This window comes from Loktanella sp. S4079, assembly GCF_000967725.1.
Lineage (GTDB): Bacteria > Pseudomonadota > Alphaproteobacteria > Rhodobacterales > Rhodobacteraceae > Yoonia.
The window spans coordinates 111,497-132,262 of sequence record NZ_JXYE01000001.1 but is presented as its reverse complement, the minus strand read 5'-3'; the positions used below and the strand labels follow the sequence as shown (position 1 = coordinate 132,262).

The 20,766-nt window shown below is 54.8% G+C and carries 21 protein-coding genes; 18 read left to right on the top strand and 3 right to left on the bottom strand.

What is annotated here, in order from left to right:
- Nucleotides 1–74: 74 nt before the first annotated feature.
- The 4 genes from TW80_RS00690 to dxs are packed head-to-tail and all read left to right on the top strand — an operon-like array spanning nt 75 to nt 4,012.
- A complete protein-coding gene (locus TW80_RS00690; protein WP_045995437.1) occupies nt 75–998 on the top strand; it encodes a histone deacetylase family protein in 924 nt (307 codons plus the stop codon).
- On the top strand, nt 995–1,231 hold the full coding sequence (locus tag TW80_RS00685) for an exodeoxyribonuclease VII small subunit (protein ID WP_045995436.1): 237 nt from the start codon (nt 995–997) through the stop codon (nt 1,229–1,231). Before TW80_RS00690 ends, TW80_RS00685 begins: the two co-directional genes overlap by 4 nt.
- A complete protein-coding gene (locus TW80_RS00680) occupies nt 1,224–2,087 on the top strand; it encodes a polyprenyl synthetase family protein (RefSeq protein ID WP_045995435.1) in 864 nt (287 codons plus the stop codon). The genes TW80_RS00685 and TW80_RS00680 overlap by 8 nt, the downstream gene beginning before the upstream one ends.
- An 11-nt stretch (nt 2,088–2,098) precedes the next feature.
- On the top strand, nt 2,099–4,012 hold the full coding sequence (dxs, locus tag TW80_RS00675) for a 1-deoxy-D-xylulose-5-phosphate synthase (RefSeq protein ID WP_045995434.1): 1,914 nt from the start codon (nt 2,099–2,101) through the stop codon (nt 4,010–4,012).
- On the opposite strand, the gene TW80_RS00670 is transcribed toward dxs, so the two are convergent.
- The gene (locus tag TW80_RS00670) at nt 4,009–4,794 is read right to left on the bottom strand and encodes an ion transporter (protein WP_045995519.1); all 786 of its coding nucleotides are present in this window, start codon (nt 4,792–4,794) and stop codon (nt 4,009–4,011) included. The two genes, dxs and TW80_RS00670, sit on opposite strands and share 4 nt — an antisense overlap.
- 159 nt (nt 4,795–4,953) lie before the next feature.
- On the opposite strand from TW80_RS00670, the gene TW80_RS00665 reads away from it, so the two are divergent.
- Nucleotides 4,954–5,640, top strand: a complete 687-nt coding sequence (locus TW80_RS00665) for a hypothetical protein (RefSeq protein ID WP_045995433.1) — start codon at nt 4,954–4,956, stop codon at nt 5,638–5,640.
- Here TW80_RS00665 and TW80_RS00660 read toward each other — a convergent pair.
- Nucleotides 5,573–6,433 (bottom strand): SDR family oxidoreductase, encoded by an 861-nt coding sequence (locus tag TW80_RS00660; protein ID WP_045995432.1) that lies wholly within the window; start codon nt 6,431–6,433, stop codon nt 5,573–5,575. The genes TW80_RS00665 and TW80_RS00660 overlap by 68 nt on opposite strands.
- 325 nt (nt 6,434–6,758) lie before the next feature.
- On the opposite strand from TW80_RS00660, the gene TW80_RS00655 reads away from it, so the two are divergent.
- Entirely contained in the window at nt 6,759–8,093 is a 1,335-nt protein-coding gene (locus tag TW80_RS00655) for an NAD(P)-dependent oxidoreductase (RefSeq protein ID WP_045995431.1), read from the top strand.
- A 1-nt stretch (nt 8,094) separates the two neighbouring features.
- Nucleotides 8,095–9,399, top strand: coding sequence for an NAD-dependent dihydropyrimidine dehydrogenase subunit PreA (gene preA / locus TW80_RS00650; protein ID WP_045995430.1), 1,305 nt, complete (start codon nt 8,095–8,097; stop codon nt 9,397–9,399).
- A 43-nt stretch (nt 9,400–9,442) separates the two neighbouring features.
- Here preA and TW80_RS00645 read toward each other — a convergent pair whose 3' ends face one another.
- Nucleotides 9,443–10,057, bottom strand: coding sequence for a TetR family transcriptional regulator C-terminal domain-containing protein (locus TW80_RS00645; RefSeq protein WP_045995429.1), 615 nt, complete (start codon nt 10,055–10,057; stop codon nt 9,443–9,445).
- Between the two features lie 171 nt (nt 10,058–10,228).
- Here TW80_RS00645 and TW80_RS00640 point away from each other — a divergent pair, with 171 nt between their 5' ends.
- The 11 genes from TW80_RS00640 to panC all read left to right on the top strand — a co-directional run bounded on the left by TW80_RS00640 (nt 10,229) and on the right by panC (nt 20,443).
- Nucleotides 10,229–11,479, top strand: coding sequence for a Zn-dependent hydrolase (locus tag TW80_RS00640; RefSeq protein ID WP_045995428.1), 1,251 nt, complete (start codon nt 10,229–10,231; stop codon nt 11,477–11,479).
- Between the two features lie 56 nt (nt 11,480–11,535).
- Nucleotides 11,536–12,990, top strand: a complete 1,455-nt coding sequence (gene hydA / locus TW80_RS00635) for a dihydropyrimidinase (RefSeq protein ID WP_045995427.1) — start codon at nt 11,536–11,538, stop codon at nt 12,988–12,990.
- Between the two features lie 3 nt (nt 12,991–12,993).
- Nucleotides 12,994–13,464 (top strand): hypothetical protein, encoded by a 471-nt coding sequence (locus TW80_RS00630; protein ID WP_045995426.1) that lies wholly within the window; start codon nt 12,994–12,996, stop codon nt 13,462–13,464.
- Nucleotides 13,465–13,492: 28 nt separating this feature from the next.
- Nucleotides 13,493–14,275 carry an ABC transporter ATP-binding protein gene (locus tag TW80_RS00625; protein ID WP_045995518.1) on the top strand — a complete coding sequence of 261 codons (783 nt, stop codon included), beginning with the start codon at nt 13,493–13,495 and terminating at the stop codon, nt 14,273–14,275.
- Between the two features lie 45 nt (nt 14,276–14,320).
- On the top strand, nt 14,321–15,241 hold the full coding sequence (locus tag TW80_RS00620; protein WP_045995425.1) for an ABC transporter permease: 921 nt from the start codon (nt 14,321–14,323) through the stop codon (nt 15,239–15,241).
- Nucleotides 15,238–16,089 (top strand): ABC transporter permease, encoded by an 852-nt coding sequence (locus tag TW80_RS00615; RefSeq protein ID WP_045995424.1) that lies wholly within the window; start codon nt 15,238–15,240, stop codon nt 16,087–16,089. Before TW80_RS00620 ends, TW80_RS00615 begins: the two co-directional genes overlap by 4 nt.
- Nucleotides 16,090–16,134: 45 nt before the next feature.
- Nucleotides 16,135–17,118 (top strand): ABC transporter substrate-binding protein, encoded by a 984-nt coding sequence (locus TW80_RS00610; protein ID WP_045995423.1) that lies wholly within the window; start codon nt 16,135–16,137, stop codon nt 17,116–17,118.
- Between the two features lie 147 nt (nt 17,119–17,265).
- The gene (locus TW80_RS00605) at nt 17,266–17,721 is read left to right on the top strand and encodes a tellurite resistance TerB family protein (protein WP_045995422.1); all 456 of its coding nucleotides are present in this window, start codon (nt 17,266–17,268) and stop codon (nt 17,719–17,721) included.
- On the top strand, nt 17,721–18,680 hold the full coding sequence (locus TW80_RS00600) for a DUF4261 domain-containing protein (RefSeq protein WP_045995421.1): 960 nt from the start codon (nt 17,721–17,723) through the stop codon (nt 18,678–18,680). Before TW80_RS00605 ends, TW80_RS00600 begins: the two co-directional genes overlap by 1 nt.
- A gap of 93 nt (nt 18,681–18,773) precedes the next feature.
- Nucleotides 18,774–19,601, top strand: a complete 828-nt coding sequence (gene panB, locus TW80_RS00595; RefSeq protein ID WP_045995420.1) for a 3-methyl-2-oxobutanoate hydroxymethyltransferase — start codon at nt 18,774–18,776, stop codon at nt 19,599–19,601.
- Nucleotides 19,598–20,443, top strand: coding sequence for a pantoate--beta-alanine ligase (gene panC, locus TW80_RS00590; RefSeq protein WP_045995419.1), 846 nt, complete (start codon nt 19,598–19,600; stop codon nt 20,441–20,443). Before panB ends, panC begins: the two co-directional genes overlap by 4 nt.
- The last annotated feature ends 323 nt before the right edge of the window (nt 20,444–20,766 follow it).

Sequence of the window (20,766 nt, the reverse complement as noted above, 5' to 3'; positions counted from 1 at the left end):
TGCGCCCTGTGGGCGCGCGACATTTATTCGGTTAGTCTGGTTGCGAGTTTGTACTTCGGACGAAAGGCTGCGCAATGGTCACCGCTTTGATTACCCACGATGATTGTTATGATCATGTGACCCCGCCGGGTCACCCTGAACAGGTCGCGCGATTGGATGCGGTTCTGGGTGCGCTGACGGAAATGGACCTGAGGCGAGTGAAGGCCCCGATGGTGGCAGAGGATGACCTGTTGCGCGTGCATCCGAAATCACATGTGGATGCGATCAAGGATGCCGCACCTGAAAGCGGATGGCGATCGCTTGACGCTGATACCCATATGTCGGTCGGCAGTTTGCAGGCCGCATATCGTGCTGCGGGCGCTGCGGTTCGTGGTGTTGATATGGTCATGTCGGGTGATGTTAGCAATGCGTTTGGTGCAACCCGCCCGCCCGGTCATCATGCCGAACGCGAAACCGCCATGGGGTTTTGTTTTTTCGGAAATGTTGCGATTGCCGCGAAATACGCATTGGATCACCACGGACTTGAGCGGGTCGCAATTGTTGATTTCGATGTTCACCACGGGAATGGTACGCAGGATTTGGTCGAGGAAGACCCGCGCATTCTGTTTTGTTCGACGCATCAGTCGCCACTTTATCCTGGGACGGGTGCCGCGCATGAGACGGGCGTTGGGAATGTTTTAAACGTTCCTTTGCCTGGCGGGACTGGCTCGGCTGGTTTTCGGGATGCGATGGAAAATACTGTGCTGCCACGTGTCGCGGGGTTTTCTCCGCAACTTCTGCTGATTTCTGCCGGATTTGATGCACATGAGGCTGATCCATTAGCGGGTATGATGCTAAAAACCGAAGACTTTGCATGGGTGACACATCGACTGTGCGATTTGGCAGATGAACATTGTCATGGCCGCGTTGTGTCCATGCTCGAAGGTGGGTATGACCTGCAAGCACTGGGCGATGCCGCCCGCGCCCATGTCAGCGTATTGGAGGAAAGAGGCCGATGACGACACCTGTTGAAGAAATGAGCTTTGAAGACGCGATGAAAGAGCTGGAGGCCGTTGTGGGTCAGCTAGAGCGCGGTGATGTGGCGTTGGATCAATCTATTGCGCTCTACGAACGGGGTGCGGCCCTAAAGGCGCGTTGTGAGGCGAAGCTGAAAGAAGCCGAAGAAAAGGTCGCGCGGATCACATTCGGCGAGAACGGTGAACCTAAAGGGACTGCACCGCTGGATGGCTAACGGATTTCAAGCCGCGCTTCAGGCCGCTGCGGCACAGACTGAACGTTATATCGCGGGCGAGCTTGATAACCTCCCCGGTGAAATCGCTAAGGGCATGGTATACGCGACCCAAGGCGGCAAAGCGTTGCGTGCGTTTTTGGTGCTCGAAACGGCCAAGCTGCACGGGATCACGTCAGCCTTGCCTGTGGCCGCAGCAATCGAGTGTATGCATGCATATTCGCTAGTGCATGATGATTTGCCCTGCATGGATGATGATGCGCTGCGTCGCGGTCAGCCGACAGTACATGTGAAATGGGACGAGGCAACCGCCGTTTTGGTGGGTGATGCGTTGCAGTCGTTGGCGTTTGAATGCGTCCTGCGACCCGATATTGATGCCAGCGCACGGATTACTTTGGCGCAAAGCCTCGCCCGTGCGGCAGGCGTGCGCGGCATGGTTGGCGGACAGGCGGCAGATATCGCGGCAGAAACCGCAAAAAAGCCATTGAGCCTGAGCCAAGTGATTGCCTTACAGGCTGGCAAGACCGGTGCATTGATCTCATGGTCCGCGATGGCTGGCGCACGTTTGGCGCTTGCTGATACCGCTGCGCTCAAGGCATATGGTGATGCGCTGGGTCTCGCGTTCCAGATCTGGGATGATGTGTTAGATATCGAAGGTGACGCAGATAAGGTCGGCAAGGCCGTTGGCAAAGACGCCGCAGCGGGCAAGGCTACTTTTGTTTCGCATTTGGGTCTAGACGGGGCGAAACGTCGCGCAGCAGAACTGGTGCAAAATGCCTGTGATGCGCTATCTGTTTACGGACAAGACGCGGAAACGTTAAAAGAAGCCGCCCGCTTTGTAATTGCGCGGACGCATTAAAGGGTAGCAAGATGACCAGCCAGCCACATACCCCCGTTTTGGATCGTGTGAACACGCCAGACGATATGAAGCAGTTAAGCGATGCTGAACTGCGCCAACTGGCCGACGATTTGCGGGCCGAAACTATTGCGGCTGTTTCTGTGACGGGCGGGCACTTGGGTGCCGGACTGGGCGTGGTTGAAATGACCGTGGCGCTGCACGCGGTCTTTGATGCGCCCAAGGACAAGATCATCTGGGACGTGTCCCACCAATGCTATCCACATAAAATCCTGACTGGGCGTCGCGATCGCATTCGCACGCTGCGCACAGAAGGTGGGCTAAGCGGTTTCACGAAGCGATCGGAAAGCCCCTATGATCCGTTTGGTGCTGCGCATTCAAGCACCTCGATCTCAGCTGCGCTGGGCTTTGCTGTTGCACGTGATCTGGGTGGCGAAGGCGGTGATGCGATTGCTGTCATTGGTGATGGTGCGATGTCGGCTGGTATGGCCTATGAGGCGATGAATAACGCTGGCCATCTGGGCAAGCGCTTGATCGTCATCCTCAACGATAACGAAATGTCGATTGCCCCGCCGACCGGCGCAATGTCGTCCTATCTGTCGCGTCTCTACGCTGGTGAACCGTTCCAGGAATTCAAGGCCGCCGCCAAAGGTGCCGTGTCTCTCTTGCCTGAACCATTCCGCGAAGGTGCAAAGCGGGCCAAGGATATGCTCAAGCATATGACCGTTGGTGGCACCATGTTCGAAGAGCTGGGTTTTTCATACCTTGGGCCCATTGACGGCCACGATATGGAGCAATTGCTATCCGTCCTGCGCACCGTCAAGGAACGCGCTGATGGTCCGATCCTGATCCACGCGATTACGAAAAAGGGCAAAGGCTATGCCCCTGCAGAGGGTGCCAGTGATCGCGGACATGCGCGCGCGAAATTCGACGTTGTGACTGGTGAACAAAAGAAAGCGCCAAGCAATGCGCCATCTTATACATCGGTCTTTGCCGAGACATTGATTGATTTGGCGGCCAACGATCCCAAGATTTGCGCAATTACCGCTGCGATGCCAGACGGTACTGGCCTTGATCGATTTATGAAACGCTATGCGAGCCGTTGTTTTGATGTAGGCATTGCTGAACAACATGCGGTGACGTTTAGTGCGGGCCTTGCTGCGGGCGGAATGCGTCCGTTCTGTGCGCTTTATTCTACGTTCCTTCAGCGCGGCTATGATCAGGTCGTGCATGATGTTGCGATCCAGCGTCTGCCTGTACGCTTTGCGATTGATCGGGCGGGCCTTGTCGGGGCCGATGGGGCAACGCACGCAGGATCATTCGATGTTGCGTTCCTTGCCAACCTGCCGGGTATCGTCGTGATGGCAGCCGCGGACGAGGCTGAATTGGTCCGCATGGTTGCCACAGCCGCGGCCTATGACGATGGTCCCATCGCATTCCGTTTCCCACGTGGCGAAGGTGTTGGCGTTGAAATGCCGCAAAATCCGGAACTGCTGGAAATTGGCAAAGGACGCATGATCCAAGAAGGTTCCCGCGTCGCGATCCTATCGTTTGGGACGCGCCTGCAAGAGGTGACCGCTGCATGCGAGGCGCTGTCGGCCAAGGGTATCACGCCAACCGTCGCAGACGCACGATTTGCCAAGCCGCTCGACAAAGAAATGATCCTGAAACTCGCGGCTGATCACGAGGCATTGATCTGCATCGAAGAAGGCAGCGTTGGTGGTTTTGGGTCGCATGTCGCGCAACTGCTATCTGACGAAGGCGTGTTCGATAACGGGCTAAAGTTCCGCTCGATGGTGTTGCCGGATACCTTTATTGATCAGGCCAGCCCACGTGCAATGTACGATACCGCCGGGCTGAATGCTGACGATATCGAAGCCAAAGTGCTAGAGGTGCTTGGGGTCGAGGTTATCGCGCAGCGCGCTTAATCCTTCTGCTTGTCCTTGATCTCGAGGTGCTTTTCGATGGCGCTTAGCCGTTGGAGCACCGCGTCGCGATAGGCGTCCGTGCTGGCGTTTGCCTCTTCTGCGTGGGCGTCTTGCATCGAGTTAACGATCAAACCCACTAGCAGGTTCACCACCGCGAATGTCGTGACCATGATAAAGGGAATGAAAAACGCCCAAGCATAGGGGTAGGTTTCCATGACTGGCCGAACGATCCCCATCGACCAGCTTTCCAATGTCATGATTTGGAACAGCGAATAAGCGGATTGCCCTAAACTCCCGAACCACTGCGGAAAGCTGTCACCAAACAATTTGGTCGCCACCACTGCGCCAATATAGAAAATAATCGCCATCAAAAGGAACACACTGCCCATACCCGGCAGTGCGGTGATGAAACCTTCGACAACGCGGCGCAGGCGCGGTGCAGCCGACATGATCCGCAATACACGCAAAATTCGGAGTGCCCGCAGTACGGCAAACCCTTGGGTCGCAGGCGCGAGCGCAATACCTACGATCACAAAGTCAAAGAGATTCCAGCCACTACGGAAAAACTGACGCCCATGCGCGATCAGTTTGGCGATAATTTCCAGAACAAAGATGAACAGACAAATCGCATCCAGCGTTTCGATCAGCCACCCGGCCTTGGCCATAACGGTTTCAGAGGTTTCAAGCCCAAGGATCACGGCGTTAAACAGGATAACGCCGATGATAAAGTTCCGTGTGAACTGAAGGCTGAGGTAGTGCGCTAGCGTTTCTCGATAAGTCATATGTCTGCCAGTTTTGTTGCTTTCATATGGCGCGCCCCGGTTTGATACGCAAGGGACCCGGGCAAGAATGCGCCCAACATCGGTGACCGATTGGACGCCACGTTTTTGTAGACCCGGCCATCCAAGGTCGCGCAGCATGACATCCGGGAGGAAATCAAAATGGCGCGCTTTGTTCACATCTATCGTTGGATCGTTTTTCTATTGGCTGCGGGCTATGTTTTGCGCACGCTCATCTTTGGGAGTTACGACGGCTTTGGTGGGCCGCTGCGGTATTTGACAATCTGGGCGCTGATTGCGTCGTTCTTTTCAGCAAGCCGTATGATGGCGATTCAAGAAGGGCGGAGTGCACGTCGCTGGGATGGCTTTGTTTGCATGACGGCTGTGATCAATACGATGGTCGTCTTCTTGTTCTGGCGGCTGTATTTCGCGGACCCCACATCGGTCACGGATACCGGGGCGCTGATGGCATGGCATCTTGAGCTGTATTTACATCTATTTGGTCCATTGCTGCAGTTGGTTGATTCGATCTTTATCCATCGTAGCTATCGCAGGTTGGCTGCGCCGCTTGCTTGGCTGGTGGGTGTGATTGGCGCCTATGTGCTTTGGACAGAGTTAGTGATCAGCCCCACGAATGCGACCCCGGTAGGGTCAGTCACAAGCGGTCTACCCTATCGGTTTTTGAATAATCTGGAACTGCCAGAGCGCATGATCTTTTACGCATCGAACCTAGGCATTGCTTTGGTATTGCTGCTGGTCTTTGCCGGGATTGCTTGGCTGGTTAGGCGCTATCTTCCTGCGCCAACAATGACCGAAGCCCCGTCCGGTAGTCTGGGTAGATCAATTTAACACCCAATTCATCTTTGATCCGGTCGTTCCGCACCTTTTTGCTCTCAGCGTAAAAGCTGCGGGCCATTGGCGTCATCTCGGCGGTCTCGAAATTTTCAGCTGGTGGAATTGGCAGACCTAGCAATTCTGCGGCGTAGCCAATCACGTCTTCTGGTGGGGCTGGATCGTTATCGCAAAGGTTATAGGCCGCGCCGGGATTTGGCTGGGCGATTGATGCCGCCAGAACCTGCGCGATGTCTTCCACGTGAATGCGGCTAAAGACCTGCCCCTGTTTGATGATCCGCCGGGCTGTGCCATTACGGACCTTGGCGAAGGGGCCGCGCCCTGGCCCATAGATCCCCGCAAGCCGAAAGATGTGGAGCGGCAGATCAGGGATCGCCGCCCATTCGGCCTCGGCCTTAACGCGGGCGATGCCACGTTTTGTTGCGGGTGTCAGCGGCGTGTTCTCGTCTACCCAATCGCCATTGTGATCGCCGTAGACACCTGTTGTTGAAAGGTACCCAACCCATTTGAACTGCCCCGCGCGCGCGGTGATCTGTTCCCTGAGTTGATCAAGGACTGGGTCGCCTTCGTCATTTGGAGCGGCTGAAATCAAAAGATGCGTCGCCTGATCTAGCGCGGCCGTCATATCCGTACCGGGCCACAAAACGGCTTCCGCCCCCGAGCGTTCTACATCGGCGAGGCCATCGTTGTTGCGGGTTGTGCCGATAATTTTGTGCCCTTGTGGCAGCAAAAGACGGCCAAGCGCCTGCGCGCTATAGCCATGTCCAAATGAAAGAAGCGTAATAGTCATAGCTCTGTCGTGCCGCAGCAGATCGCGGATCACAAGCCCTGCAAATGCGAAAAAGACTGCGGTATTTTGTCTGAATTCGTGCCCAAGATGATCAATCTGACGCCATTCTTGCTTAGTTTATTGGCAAAGCCCAAGTTGCTTGACGGGAATATTGGGGCTCGTTTTCTGGTCGCATATCTGCATTAAGTTATTGATAATAAATAAAAAAACGTCACAATTTGTAGGTTTGGTGTGGCTTGCAATCATACGTAGATAAAAATTTACCATTTGATAAAAAATAAACCTGTGGCAGGCTCTTTCCAAGAAGCCAAGACAGGAAGAAACCATGTCCAGCCCAATGACACCCGGAATCGCTGCGGCGCGATTACCGTCTGAAACAGTCGAGACAAATTTCGCGGACCTTCACGAACCGCTGGCCCCACACGAGGCGGCGGTCGCGGCAGATCGTTGTTATTTCTGCCACGATGCGCCATGCATGACGGCCTGCCCAACATCGATCGATATTCCGCTTTTCATTCGTCAGATCAGCACAGGCACACCAGAGGCCGCTGCGAAAACGATTTTTGATCAGAACATTCTCGGGGGCATGTGCGCGCGGGTCTGCCCGACAGAAGAGCTGTGCGAACAGGCTTGCGTACGCGAGACAGCAGAGGGCAAACCCGTCGAAATTGGTCGGTTGCAACGCTACGCGACCGATACGCTTATGGCTAAGCAAAGCCACCCCTACGAGCGTGCAGCAACCACTGGCAAACGTGTTGCTGTTGTTGGTGCAGGACCTGCTGGGCTGGCCTGTGCGCATCGGCTTGCCATGTTGGGGCATGATGTCGTGATCTATGACGCTATGCCCAAGGCCGGCGGCCTGAACGAATATGGGATCGCGGCTTATAAATCGACCGACGCTTTCGCAGCGCGCGAGGTGTCTTGGCTCTTAGGCGTCGGTGGTATCAACATCGAAAATGGGATGCGATTGGGGCAAAACCTGTCGCTTGATACGCTCAAAGATGAAAACGATGCGGTGTTCCTCGCTGTTGGGCTGGGCGGCGTGAACGCGTTGCGCGTCAGTGGCGAAGATTTAGATGGGGTCTCTAACGCTGTCGATTTCATCAAGGAACTACGCCAATCCTCTGACCTCAGTAGTCTGCCCGTCGGCCGTGATGTTGTTGTCATCGGTGGTGGGATGACGGCGGTGGATGCTGCCGTGCAATCCAAACTGCTTGGGGCGCAAAATGTAACTATCGCATATCGGCGTGGTCAAGATGGCATGAGCGCGAGCCAATACGAGCAAGACCTCGCATCATCAAAAGGTGTGCGCCTGATGTTCAATTTGCAACCTGTTGCAGTCCATGGGGACGGTGCTGTGCGTGAAATGGAATTCGAATACACGACGGACGACGGCACTGGCCTTAAGGGTACTGGTGAGAAAATTCGCATTGCTGCCGATCAAGTATTCAAGGCGATTGGACAAACGCTTGATACTGATGGCGGACTTGAGATTTCGGGCCGCAAAATCGCAGTGTCAGGCGCCGGACGCACGAGCGCCCAAGGCATCTGGGCTGGCGGCGACTGTGCAAGCGGAGGCGATGATCTGACAGTGACCGCAGTGGCCGAAGGGCGCGATGCTGCGATGGATATTCATGCAACCTTGATGGGGGGCAACTAAAATGGCCGACTTAACAACGAACTTTCTGGGAATTACTTCTCCAAATCCGTTCTGGTTGGCCTCTGCGCCACCGACAGACAAAGAATACAACGTCCGCCGCGCCTTTGAGGCCGGATGGGGCGGCGTCGTGTGGAAAACGCTTGGTGCAGAGGGGCCGCCTGTGGTCAACGTGAACGGCCCGCGATACGGCGCGATCTATGGCGCGGATCGTCGATTGCTGGGGTTGAACAACATCGAATTGATTACCGACCGTGATCTTCAAACTAACCTTGATGAGATTACACGCGTAAAGGCAGATTATCCTGATCGCGCAGTCATCGTATCCATCATGGTGCCCTGCGAGGAAGATGCTTGGAAAGCGATCCTTCCCAAGGTTGCTGCGACTGGTGCAGATGGGATCGAGCTAAACTTTGGCTGCCCGCATGGTATGGCAGAGCGCGGCATGGGTTCCGCCGTTGGTCAGGTGCCCGAATATATTCAGATGGTCACCGAGTGGTGTAAGAAATATTACGATAAGCCCGTGATCGTAAAGCTGACGCCGAATATCACCGATATTCGCAACCCTGCCCAAGCTGCCAAAGCGGGTGGTGCTGACGCGGTAAGCCTGATTAACACCATCAATTCGATCACCAGCGTTGATCTGGATGCGATGGCGCCGCAACCCACCATTGACGGCAAAGGAACCCACGGCGGTTACTGCGGCCCAGCGGTAAAGCCGATTGCGATGAACATGGTTGCCGAGATCGCTCGCGATCCGCGCACCCATGGCCTGCCGATTTCTGGCATCGGCGGGGTGACGACTTGGCGTGATGCTGCTGAATTTATGGCTCTTGGTTGCGGAAACGTTCAGGTCTGCACCGCCGCGATGACCTATGGGTTCAAGGTCGTTCAGGAAATGATCAGCGGCCTGTCCCAGTGGATGGACGAGAAAGGCTATAAATCTACGTCAGAGTTCATCGGCATGGCAGTGCCGAACGTGACTGATTGGCAGTACCTGAACCTCAACTATGTGGCCAAGGCCAAGATCAGTCAGGACGATTGCATCAAATGTGGCCGTTGTTACGCCGCATGCGAAGATACCAGCCACCAAGCTATCGCAATGTCCGAAGATCGCACCTTTACCGTCAAGGACGAAGAGTGTGTGGCTTGCAATCTATGTGTTGATGTCTGCCCAATCGAGAATTGCATCACTATGGAACCCATGTCCCCCGGTGAGGTCGATCCGCGGACTGGCAAAGTCGTCGAAGACGCATATGCCAACTGGACGACACATCCGAATAATCCAGCCTCAGTTGCGGCAGAATAGAGACTGATTTTGCCTTGGCGGCATGGTTCGCCAAGGCAACAAATTAGACGTCCGCCTTGGGTGTAAGCATCCGGCGAAATAAGGTGTCCAGATAAGTCATGGCGCCATCAAACGGGTCTGTTTCCCCCAAAACAGCGCGTACCTGAACATCAAAATCCGCGTAGTGCTGTGTCATCGCCCAGATCGAAAACACGAGGTGATACGGATCGACGGGTGCGATTTTTCCCGCTGCTTCCCATTCTTTGATCACTACCGCCTTTTCGTCGACAAGTTGGCGCAAATCTTGGCTTAGGTGGTCTGCGATATGTGGTGCACCTTGCAGGATTTCATTGGCAAACAGACGACTTTCGCGTGGGTAATCTTTGCTCATGGCAAGCTTGCGATGGACGTAGGCCAGAATTTCCTGAATCGGGTCTCCGTTGGGATCCATTTTTTCCAACGGATCCAGCCAAGTATCCAAAAGCCGTTCAAGTAAAGCCGTGTAAATAGCGTCTTTCGAGCGAAAATAATAAAGCAAATTAGGCTTTGAAAGCCCCGCGGATTCGGCAATCTGATCGAGCGTGGAACCGCGAAGACCGTATTGCGAAAAAATTTCGAGCCCAGCAGACAAAATCGCGGCGCGGTTGCGCTGTTGGATACGTGTTTCAGGTTTACTCATAGTATGTACTTGCTCAATTTTAGGGCGTCGGTATTCATTGCCTAGCGCATTTGCATTCTTTTCGGGCACCTGCATGTTCTCTGCGCAGAAAACTTGACTGAACCTATGTCTCTGTTAGCGTCAGTTTGACCATATGGTCAAATCATGACTTACCTACGGCGGAGATACCTCATGGCAGCCCCAGGCGAAAATTTAAAGATCAATGGCGCACGTTTGTGGGATAGTCTGATGGAAATGGCGAAAATCGGCCCGGGTGTTGCCGGTGGGAACAACCGTCAGACCCTTACCGATGAAGACAGCAAAGGGCGGCATCTGTTTCAGAAATGGTGCCTAGATGCCGGATGCACGATGGGCGTGGATCAGATGGGCAATATGTTTGCGCGTCGCGAAGGCACAGACCCAGATGCGCTTCCTGTCTATGTGGGGTCGCACCTCGATACTCAACCCACGGGCGGCAAATATGACGGTGTCCTTGGGGTGCTGGGCGGTCTGGAACTGCTGCGCACGATGAATGATTTGGATATCAAAACCAAACATCCCATCGTCGTCACCAACTGGACGAACGAGGAGGGCACACGCTTTGCCCCGGCGATGCTGGCCTCTGGCGTATTTGCGGGGATGCATACCCAAGATTGGGCCTATGACCGCACCGATGCCGAAGGCAAAAAGTTCGGTGATGAATTGGAGCGTATCGGTTGGAAAGGCGACGAAAAGGTCGGTGATCGCAAGATGCACGCGTTCTTTGAACTGCACATCGAACAGGGGCCGATCCTCGAAGCGGAAAACAAACAGATCGGCGTAGTCACCCATGGTCAGGGGCTATGGTGGTTACAGGTCACGCTGACGGGCAAAGATGCGCACACCGGATCAACCCCAATGAATATGCGCGTCAATGCTGGGCTTGGCATGGCGCGGATCACTGAACTGGTGCACACAATTGCGATGGATAACCAGCCCGGTGCGGTTGGTGCGATCGGGCACTGCGATGTTTACCCCAATTCGCGTAATGTGATCCCCGGGAAAACTGTCTACACCATCGATTTCCGCTCGCCCGATCAGGAAAAGCTAGACGGCATGAAAGCGCGGCTAGAGGCCGAAGCTGTGCCGATTATCGAAGAATTGGGACTGACAATGGAAATCGAAGCGGTCGGGCATTTTGATCCCGTCACATTTGACGAAGGCTGCGTTACAGCCGTCCGTAACGCGGCAGAGCGTCTAGGCTATTCCCACATGAATATCATCTCTGGCGCGGGCCACGACGCCTGCTGGATCAACCGCCTCGCCCCGACCGCTATGGTCATGTGCCCTTGTGTCGATGGGCTGTCGCACAACGAGGCCGAAGAAATTAGCCCAGAATGGGCAGCGGCAGGCGCCAATGTGTTGTTTCATGCGGTTGTCGAAACAGCGGAGATTGTTGGGTGAAATTAGCCGCACTAAATACCGCAGTTCGGGACTGCGATGCAGTAGGGAGCAAATAAATGACCAAAGTCATCAAAAACGGAACCGTCGTCACCGCTGATCTAACCTACAAGGCGGACGTGCTGATTGATGCGGGCAAGATCATCGAGATTGGGCCGGACCTGTCGGGTGACGAGGTGTTGGATGCAACCGGATGCTATGTCATGCCCGGCGGTATTGATCCGCATACGCACCTTGAGATGCCATTTATGGGGACATATTCGGCGGATGATTTTGCCTCAGGTACCCGCGCAGCATTAGCTGGTGGCACAACGATGGTTGTCGATTTCTGCCTGCCCAGCCCCGGTGATAGCCTGCTAGATGCGTTGAAGGTTTGGGACAATAAATCGGGCCGTGCGGCCTGCGATTATTCGTACCACATGGCAATCACGTGGTGGGGCGAACAGGTTTTCGATGAAATGAAAACCATCACCGAAGAACATGGCATCAACACATTCAAACACTTCATGGCCTATAAAGGCGCGTTGATGGTGAATGATGACGAACTCTATGCGTCGTTTAAGCGCTGTGCAGAATTGGGTGCGACCCCACTTGTTCACGCCGAAAACGGTGACGTGGTTGCCGAACTAACCGCCAAACTGCTGGCCGATGGCAACAACGGCCCCGAGGCGCACGCCTATTCCCGCCCGCCGCAGGTCGAGGGCGAGGCTACCAACCGCGCCATTATGATTGCTGACATGGCGGGTGCCCCATTGTACGTGGTGCATACGTCCTGCGAGGAAGCACATGAAGCGATCCGTCGCGCAAAGATGCAGGGCAAGCGCGTTTGGGGGGAACCGTTGATCCAGCACCTCGTTTTGGACGAATCTGAATATTTTAATGAGGATTGGGACCATGCCGCGCGGCGTGTCATGTCGCCACCATTCCGCAACAAACAGCATCAGGATAGCCTCTGGGCTGGTCTGGCGTCTGGCACATTGTCATGCGTGGCGACCGATCACTGCGCCTTTACCACTGAGCAGAAACGCTATGGTGTTGGCGATTTTTCAAAAATCCCCAACGGGACCGGCGGCCTAGAAGATCGTTTGCCCGTGCTATGGACCTATGGTGTCGAAACGGGTCGTATCACGATGAATGAATTCGTTGCGGTGACATCGACTAACATTGCGAAAATCCTGAACTGCTATCCAAAGAAGGGCGCGATCCTTGTGGGCGCAGATGCGGATATTGTTGTGATGGACCCGAATGCGAAAAAGACGATCAGCGCTGATGCCCAAGCCTCAGCCATTGATTACAACGTGTTCGAAGGCGTTGAGGTGTCTGCAACCCCGCGCTATGTGCTGTCGCGCGGTTTCGTGGCTGTCGATAATGGTGAGCTCAAGGCCAAGGAGGGTCACGGCGAATTCGTTGCCCGCGATCCAAACGGCACAGTCAATACCGCGTTGTCGAAGTGGAAAGATTTAACCGCGCCTCGTCCGGTTGAACGAACAGGTATTCCAGTGACGGGTGTGTGATGAATGGTTGACGTTGCTAAAGTCAGATCGTTTTGGAGGTTTGTGTTGTTTGTTGCATTGGTAGGTGTCGTGGGGCTGCTCCTGTTTTGGGCCCGGCTAGTGCTATTCTATGGCGCAACACTCCCCGACATTGGCCTAGAACAAGGACGATCTCATTTGGTCAATAATACAGGCTTCATTTTTAAGTTACTTTTCATACCGATGATGATTTCTTTGTTGATCATCGGTTATCCTATGTGGCGCATCGTTGTAACCAAATTGGCGCGACAGGGTATCGTCGGGTGGGGCTGTTTTAGTGCTGGTGCAGCGGTGCTCGCTATGGTCGCATTAGTCCCATTTGTAATGCTTTCCGCAATAGCAGGGTCAGCTGGCGATCTTCGGCAAATGACGCCGTTATTCATTTTTATGGCTGGCGTCATCGTCTCTTCGGCGATGCTGGTGAGCCACTTTTTATATCGTGCAAAACGATATTAATTGTCCTGAGAATAAGAAGGTGCCAGCAGTGAGCCAGCCGACTACAATTCATGCGCAGAGATTGAACCTGACGTTTGAGACCAACGACGGCCCTGTGCATGCGTTGCAGGATGTCAATCTTGAGATCAAGAAGGGTGATTTTGTCAGTTTCATCGGGCCCTCGGGCTGTGGCAAGACAACGTTCTTGCGGTGCATGGCCGGGCTTGAGACGCCGACGTCGGGGGAGATTACCGTCAATGGCATGACCCCAGAAGAAGCCCGCCGCGCGCGCGCCTATGGATATGTTTTTCAAGCGGCTGGCCTGTATCCGTGGCGCACAATTGGTGGGAATATCCGGCTACCGCTTGAGATTATGGGTTTCGATAAGGCGGATCAGGCAGAACGCGTCAAACGCGTTTTAGAACTGGTCGATTTGGCCGGATTTGAAAAGAAATTCCCATGGCAATTGTCTGGCGGCATGCAACAGCGCGCATCGATCGCGCGAGCGCTTGCGTTTGATGCTGATATTTTGCTGATGGATGAACCCTTTGGCGCGCTGGATGAAATTGTCCGGGATCACTTGAACGAACAGCTTTTGCAGCTGTGGGCGCGGACGGAAAAGACGATTGGTTTCGTTACGCATTCGATACCAGAGGCCGTGTATCTATCGACCAAGATCGTGGTGATGTCCCCCCGGCCGGGGCGCATCACTGATGTGATCGAAAGCCCCCTGCCAAAAGATCGCCCGCTGGATATTCGCGACACACCTGAATTTATTGAGATTGCACATCGTGTGCGTGATGGTTTGAGGGCAGGTCATGCTGATGTGTAGCTGCCTCCGGCGGGAGTATTTTGAACAAAGCGAGAGGGGGGCGTTATGAAATCTGTTCTCCCGGTTTTGACCGTTGTTGGCGTGATTATGCTGGTGTGGGTGGTATCAGTCGTTCCGATGAATATGCATCTGACGGCTGATCAGGCGCAGCGTGACGGTTTGGCTGTTACGCCCGATACCCCTGCCGCCCGCCAAAACGTGTCGAGCGTGGCTTTGGCACTCAAGAACACGCATTTGATTGGGGCGACCTATGGGCTTGAGCGCCCGCGTTTACCTTCGCCGCATCAGGTTGGCGCTGAATTGTGGGATACCGTTTTTGATAAAAAGATCACGTCGCGAAGATCGCTGGTTTATCACGGGTGGGTGACCCTGTCAGCGACCCTGTTGGGGTTCGCGATTGGTACGGGGCTGGGCATATTGCTGGCGGTTGGTATCGTCTACAATAAGGCGATGGACATGTCGGTGATGCCTTGGGCGATTGCCAGTCAGACCATCCCGATTCTTGCACTAGCGCCGATGATCATTGTGATGTTGGGTGCCATTGGTGTGCAGGGCATTCTGCCCAAAGCGATCATCAGCGCCTATCTAAGCTTTTTCCCTGTTGTCGTTGGCATGGTGAAGGGATTGCGTAGCCCTGACGGAATGCAATTGGATTTATTGCGTACCTATAACGCCAGTGGCGCGCAGGGGTTTTGGAAGCTGCGTTTGCCTGCCTCGGTGCCTTATCTGTTTGCTTCGTTGAAAATTGGGATATCGGCGTCGTTGGTTGGTGCGATTGTGGCTGAATTGCCCACGGGTGCGCGCGCGGGTTTTGGCGCGCGTATGTTGGTTGGCGATCAGTACGGGCAACCTATTGTGACGTGGGCCGCGTTGTTTGCCGCAGCTATTACTGCGGCGGCACTCGTCGGTCTATTTAGTCTGCTTGAACGTCTGACATTGCGTCGGATGGGGATGGTGCAGGCATGATCTGGCTTGCGATCATCGGTGCGTTGCTGATCTGGGCCGTGGGGTGGTTTATAAACGCGCAGCTTGCCAATAGTGCGCTGTCAGCGCGCCGTTGGGTGCAGGTTCTGGTGCCCGTGCTATTCGGCGTGACCATATTGTTGATGTGGGAATGGCTGGTGCGCATGCTTGAGGTGAATGCCGTCATTCTGCCGCCACCCTCTGCGATTGCTGTGCGTCTTGCCAATGAGTTCCCACGCCTGTGGGTGGATTTTGAGCAGACGATCATCAAAGGCGCGATGACCGGATATGTGATCGGGGCCTGCGCTGCCTTTGCGGTGGCAATCCTCGCGGATCGGTCGCCTTTTTTGACAAGGGGTATCTTGCCCGTCGGAGGTTTCATGGCAGCGTTGCCCATTGTTGGCACTGCGCCGATTTTCGTCAAATGGCTGGGAAGCGATTGGCAATCTAAGGCCGCTGTTGTCGGTGTCATGGTGTTCTTTCCAATTCTGGTGAACACGGTTGCGGGTTTGCGCGATACGACGTCCATGCAACGTGATCTGATGCGGACATATGGCGCGGGTTATTGGGTCAGCCTGTTCAAGCTGCGCCTGCCCGCTGCGATGCCGTTCATTTTTAATGGACTGAAGGTCGCGACAACGCTGGCGCTCATTGGGGCGATTGTTGCTGAATTTTTTGGCTCTCCCACGGTTGGGATGGGCTTTCGGATATCCACCAGCGTGGGGCAGCTTGCGTTGGATATGGTCTGGGCCGAAATTGTGATTGCGGCGATTGCAGGCAGCACATTTTACGGTCTGATGGCCTGGATAGAGGCGCGGGTGACATTTTGGCACCCATCACAACGCAAATAACTTTAAGCCCCAAAAAGAGGGCGTAAATCTGACTTGGAGGTCAAAATGAAGAAACTGATGATGGCGGCTGCTATGGCCGCTGGTCTAGGCGCACCTGCCTTGGCCAATGATGACGTTACCTTGCAATTGCAGTGGGTCACTCAATCTCAATTCGCTGGCTATTATGTCGCGCTCGAACAGGGATTCTACGAAGAAGAGAGTCTTGATGTAACAATTCTGCCGGGTGGCCCAGATATTGCGCCACCTCAGGTGCTCGCTGGTGGCGGGGCGGATGTGATGCTGAACTGGATGCCGTCGGCCCTGTCTGCTCGGGAAAAAGGTCTGCCCGTGGTGAACATCGCGCAGCCGTTCAAGACATCTGGCCTAATGCTGACCTGTTGGAAGGACACCGGCATTGAAAGCGTCGAAGATTTCCGCGGCAAGACGATTGGTGTTTGGTTCTTTGGCAACGAATATCCGTTCCTATCGTGGATGTCGCAGGCGGGAATCCCGACAGATGGCGGCGAAGAGGGTGTTACCGTTCTCAAGCAGGGCTTTAACGTTGATCCACTCTTGCAGCGTCAGGCTGATTGTATTTCGACCATGACCTATAATGAATACGGTCAGGTCTTGGATGCGGGCGTGTCCGAGGATGAACTGGTGACTTTCCTCTACGAAGAACAGGGCGTCGCGACGCTTGAGGATGGCATGTATGTGCTCGAGGAAAATCTCGATGATCCGGCTTTTGTTGACAAGATGGTGCGCTTTGTGCGGGCGTCGATGAAGGGCTGGAAATGGGCCGAAGAAAACCCAGAAGAAGCCGCTGGCATCGTGCTGGATTACGATGAAACCGGGGCGCAATCAGAGGCGGCGCAAATCCGCATGATGGGTGAAATCGCTAAGCTGACGGCGGGTTCAAACGGTGCGCTTGATCCTACGGATTATGACCGGACGGTTGCAACATTGCTGGCTGGCGGGTCTGATCCCGTGATCACCGCTGCCCCCGAAGGGGCGTGGACAAGCGCGATCACGGATGCTGCGCTAGAGTAAGCCTCACGGCTCAACAAATGCAAAGGCCCCGGTGTTTGCCGGGGCTTTCATTTTCTGAGCGAGCGACAGAAAATCGCCACATTTAATCGTGATCTAAGCGTCATAGGTTGTTCATTGTGAGCAAATTCAAACGTTAGAGGTGTATTTATGGGGCTTTTTTCTAAACTTCGCAAAGGTGGGTCAGCTAGCAGCGATTCATTGACCAAAGCGGTGCTCATGCCGTCAGTGATGACCATGATTTCCGACGGCAGCGTTGATGACAGTGAATTGATGCAACTCGCCAATCTATGCACATTCAGCCCTATTTTTGCTGGTCAAACTCCAGATACAACAATGCGCCAGATCAAAGAGCTGATCGGCGAACTGACAACAGGTGATGTTCAGGCATTGGTGGATCGTACCAAGAACGAACTGACCATGGGTATGCGCGAAACGGCTGTCCTGTTTGCAATGCGTATTGCAATGGCGGACGGCCGCATTGACGAGGGTGAGCGTAAGGCGCTCTTGATCATGGGAAGTCAGTTCGAGATCCCAGAGAACAAATTCATGGTTATGTTCGACGTGACCGCGATGTTGCAGCGTGCGCCCGAGCGAGTCAGTTGATGTCGGGCACCAAGACAGACGGAAAAGTGGGCTTTTCCGTCGATCTGCTGTTTAGCGAGCCGTTGCAGTTCGACATTGCTGAGATCATCGAAGCGGTCAACGAAGACTACCCATCCTGTCAGATCGCGGATCCGGGTTTTAACCCGCATCCTCGCGTGAATACAGGTGCGGTCGCGCTAGCGATTTTTAAGCCGCGGGAACCACATGATGGTGTCGACATCAAAATGATTGGCGCTGGTTTCCCGGACGAAAATTTCCGGCACGCAGATCACACCGAAACGTTCTGGCGGTCGCGCGGCTTCGGTCAGGAAGAGCTCGCACGGCATCAAAGCTACATTTCGGTTTCCGTGGATGCCGTCGATGACAGTTTGGCATCAAGGTTTCGTGCGGCGCGGTTGCTGAACGTGGTAACTGCTGTCTTTGCAAAGCTTCCGATCACTTTGGCGATCTACTGCAAATGGACGGGGCATTTCGTGTCACCTAGCGAATGGATCGCGGCGGCTGATCAGGCGATAAAGGGGGATTGGCCCTTGACGGCTTGGGTGTCATACCGGGCTGCGTGGGCGATGCCCCCAGGGCCGGATCAGAAAATTGCGACGGGCTATACAACTGGCGTCTCCCAATTCATGCCGTTTGAACTGCAAATGGAGGCAGCGCCACTCGATCCCTCAGAAGTTTTGCCGATGCTCGCGTCCTCTGTTTGGATGGCGCTACAAGGCGGGAGCAAGCTCAACGACGGCGATACGATCGGCGCAGAAGGGGGAATTCGCTACCGAATTCGCAAGCGGGAAAACACTGCAGGGGACGGCCCCGATTTGGTTGTGTTGTTGCACCCTGATAGTCCAATCGATGAGCTAAAGGAATTTGGCCCACGACCAGGCATTCCAACTCCGGCGGCAGGCCCATTTCTGAAACCCCCTAAGAAAGGTTTTATGCGACGGTTGTTGGGGCGCAATTAGTGCGCTCCAACGCAAGGTTAGCCCTAGCACATCTGGTCAGTCCCGTGTTTCGCTGCTATGCGAAACAAAGTTACCCGTTGGCCGGAGGACCAGATGAGCGCGACCGCAAAGAAACGAGCCCCAATGCCGGATGATATTCGTGCGGCCAAGGGCGGGACCCCACTAGTAAGTCTGACCGCCTATACCACCCCAATGGCGCAGATGATGGACGATCATTGCGATTTTGTTCTCGTGGGCGATAGCGTGGGTATGGTCTTGCACGGGTTGCCATCAACGCTGGGCGTTACGATGGAAATGATGATCATGCATGGGCAAGCCGTCGCGCGCGGCCTGAGCAAAGCGATGATGGTTATCGATATGCCTTTCGGATCGTACGAAGAAAGCCCTCAGCAAGCGTTCTGCAATGCCGCACGCCTAATGTCTGAAACAGGCGCTGGCGCGGTCAAGCTCGAAGGCGGCGTCGCGATGGCCGAAACGATTGCCTTTTTGGTCGGTCGCGGCATTCCAGTGATGGCGCATATCGGGCTTACGCCGCAGTCGATCAACACGCTTGGCGGTTACAAGGTGCAAGGGCGCGGTGATGCGCGCGATGCGTTGATTGCAGACGCAAAAGCAGTCTCTGACGCCGGCGCGTTTTCGGTTGTCCTAGAAAAAGTCCCTGCCACGCTCGCTGACGAGGTGACAGCCCTGATCCCGATCCCAACGATTGGCATTGGCGCAAGCGCGGGCTGTGACGGTCAAATTCTGGTTGTCGATGACATGCTGGGCCTTTTCACCGCGTTCAAAGCGAAATTCGTGAAACGCTACGCCCATTTGGGTGACGATGGTACCGCCGCCATTGCCGCCTATGCCGAGGAAGTCCGCGCACGGACATTCCCAGCAGCAGAACATATCTTTGCGGATGAGGCTCCACAGAAATGATTGCTCCGATTGAACGGACCTTGACTGGTTTGCGCGCGCAGACTGCTGTTTGGCGCAAGGCGGGTGAAACCATTGGTGTGGTCCCAACAATGGGCGCATTGCATCAGGGGCATTTGTCACTGGCCCGTGCTGCGCGTGCCGCCTGCGACCGAGTGATTGTTACGATCTTTGTGAACCCCAAACAGTTCAACAACCCTGACGATCTGGAAAACTATCCCCGTACCGAGGAAGAAGACGCGCGCAAGCTGGAATCCATCGGCGTGGACCTGATCTATGTCCCCTCTGGCGATGAGATGTACCCCTCGGGCTTTGCCACCACGGTACACGTGGATGGTCTGACCGATATGCTCTGCGGTGCGACCCGGCCGGGGCATTTCGATGGCGTCGCAACAATTGTGCCCAAACTGTTTTTGCAAACCAGCGCGGATCAAGCGTTCTTTGGCGAAAAGGATTATCAGCAGCTACAGGTCGTGCGGCGGTTGGCGCGTGATCTGGATATTCCGATTGATGTCATCGGCTGCCCCACAATCCGCGAAGAAGACGGGCTAGCAATGTCATCGCGCAACCTACTGCTGTCAGATCGGTCCCGGATCAAAGCCCCCGTGCTGGCCGAGGTCATGAACGATATGGCCGAAAGGCTGAAATCCGGCGCCACCATGACCGCCATCCAAGACGAAGCCCGCACCCGTATTCTGGCCGCTGGGTTCAACGAAATCGACTATCTTGAGTTGCGTGACGGCAGCGATCTGTCCCTACTCGACGCCGCCAAACCCGACGCACGACTGTTCGCGGCAGCATGGCTGGCAGGGGTGCGACTAATTGATAATATTGCTGTAGAGTAGGTACGCAAATACATTCGCCCACCGTGCGGGACGAAGTGGCCGTTGGTCTAGGATCCTCCAATGGCGGCAGGTATCCCTAGAGACGACATTCGGAACGAGACTTCAACCACCCAAATGCTGGGTTTCTCGCAACAACCTTTCTCGTCCATAAAAACCGTTACGCGCAAGTGATACGAACTCGATCTATGGAGTAATGATGGCAAACAAATGGAAGATTCCACCTTGGCTGGAAACAGAGGTGCGCAATCGTGATTTGGTTTGCGTCTATTGCAGACAGGCTTTCACTTCCCCCGAGGTTTCCACGCGTTCTGCACCAAGTTGGG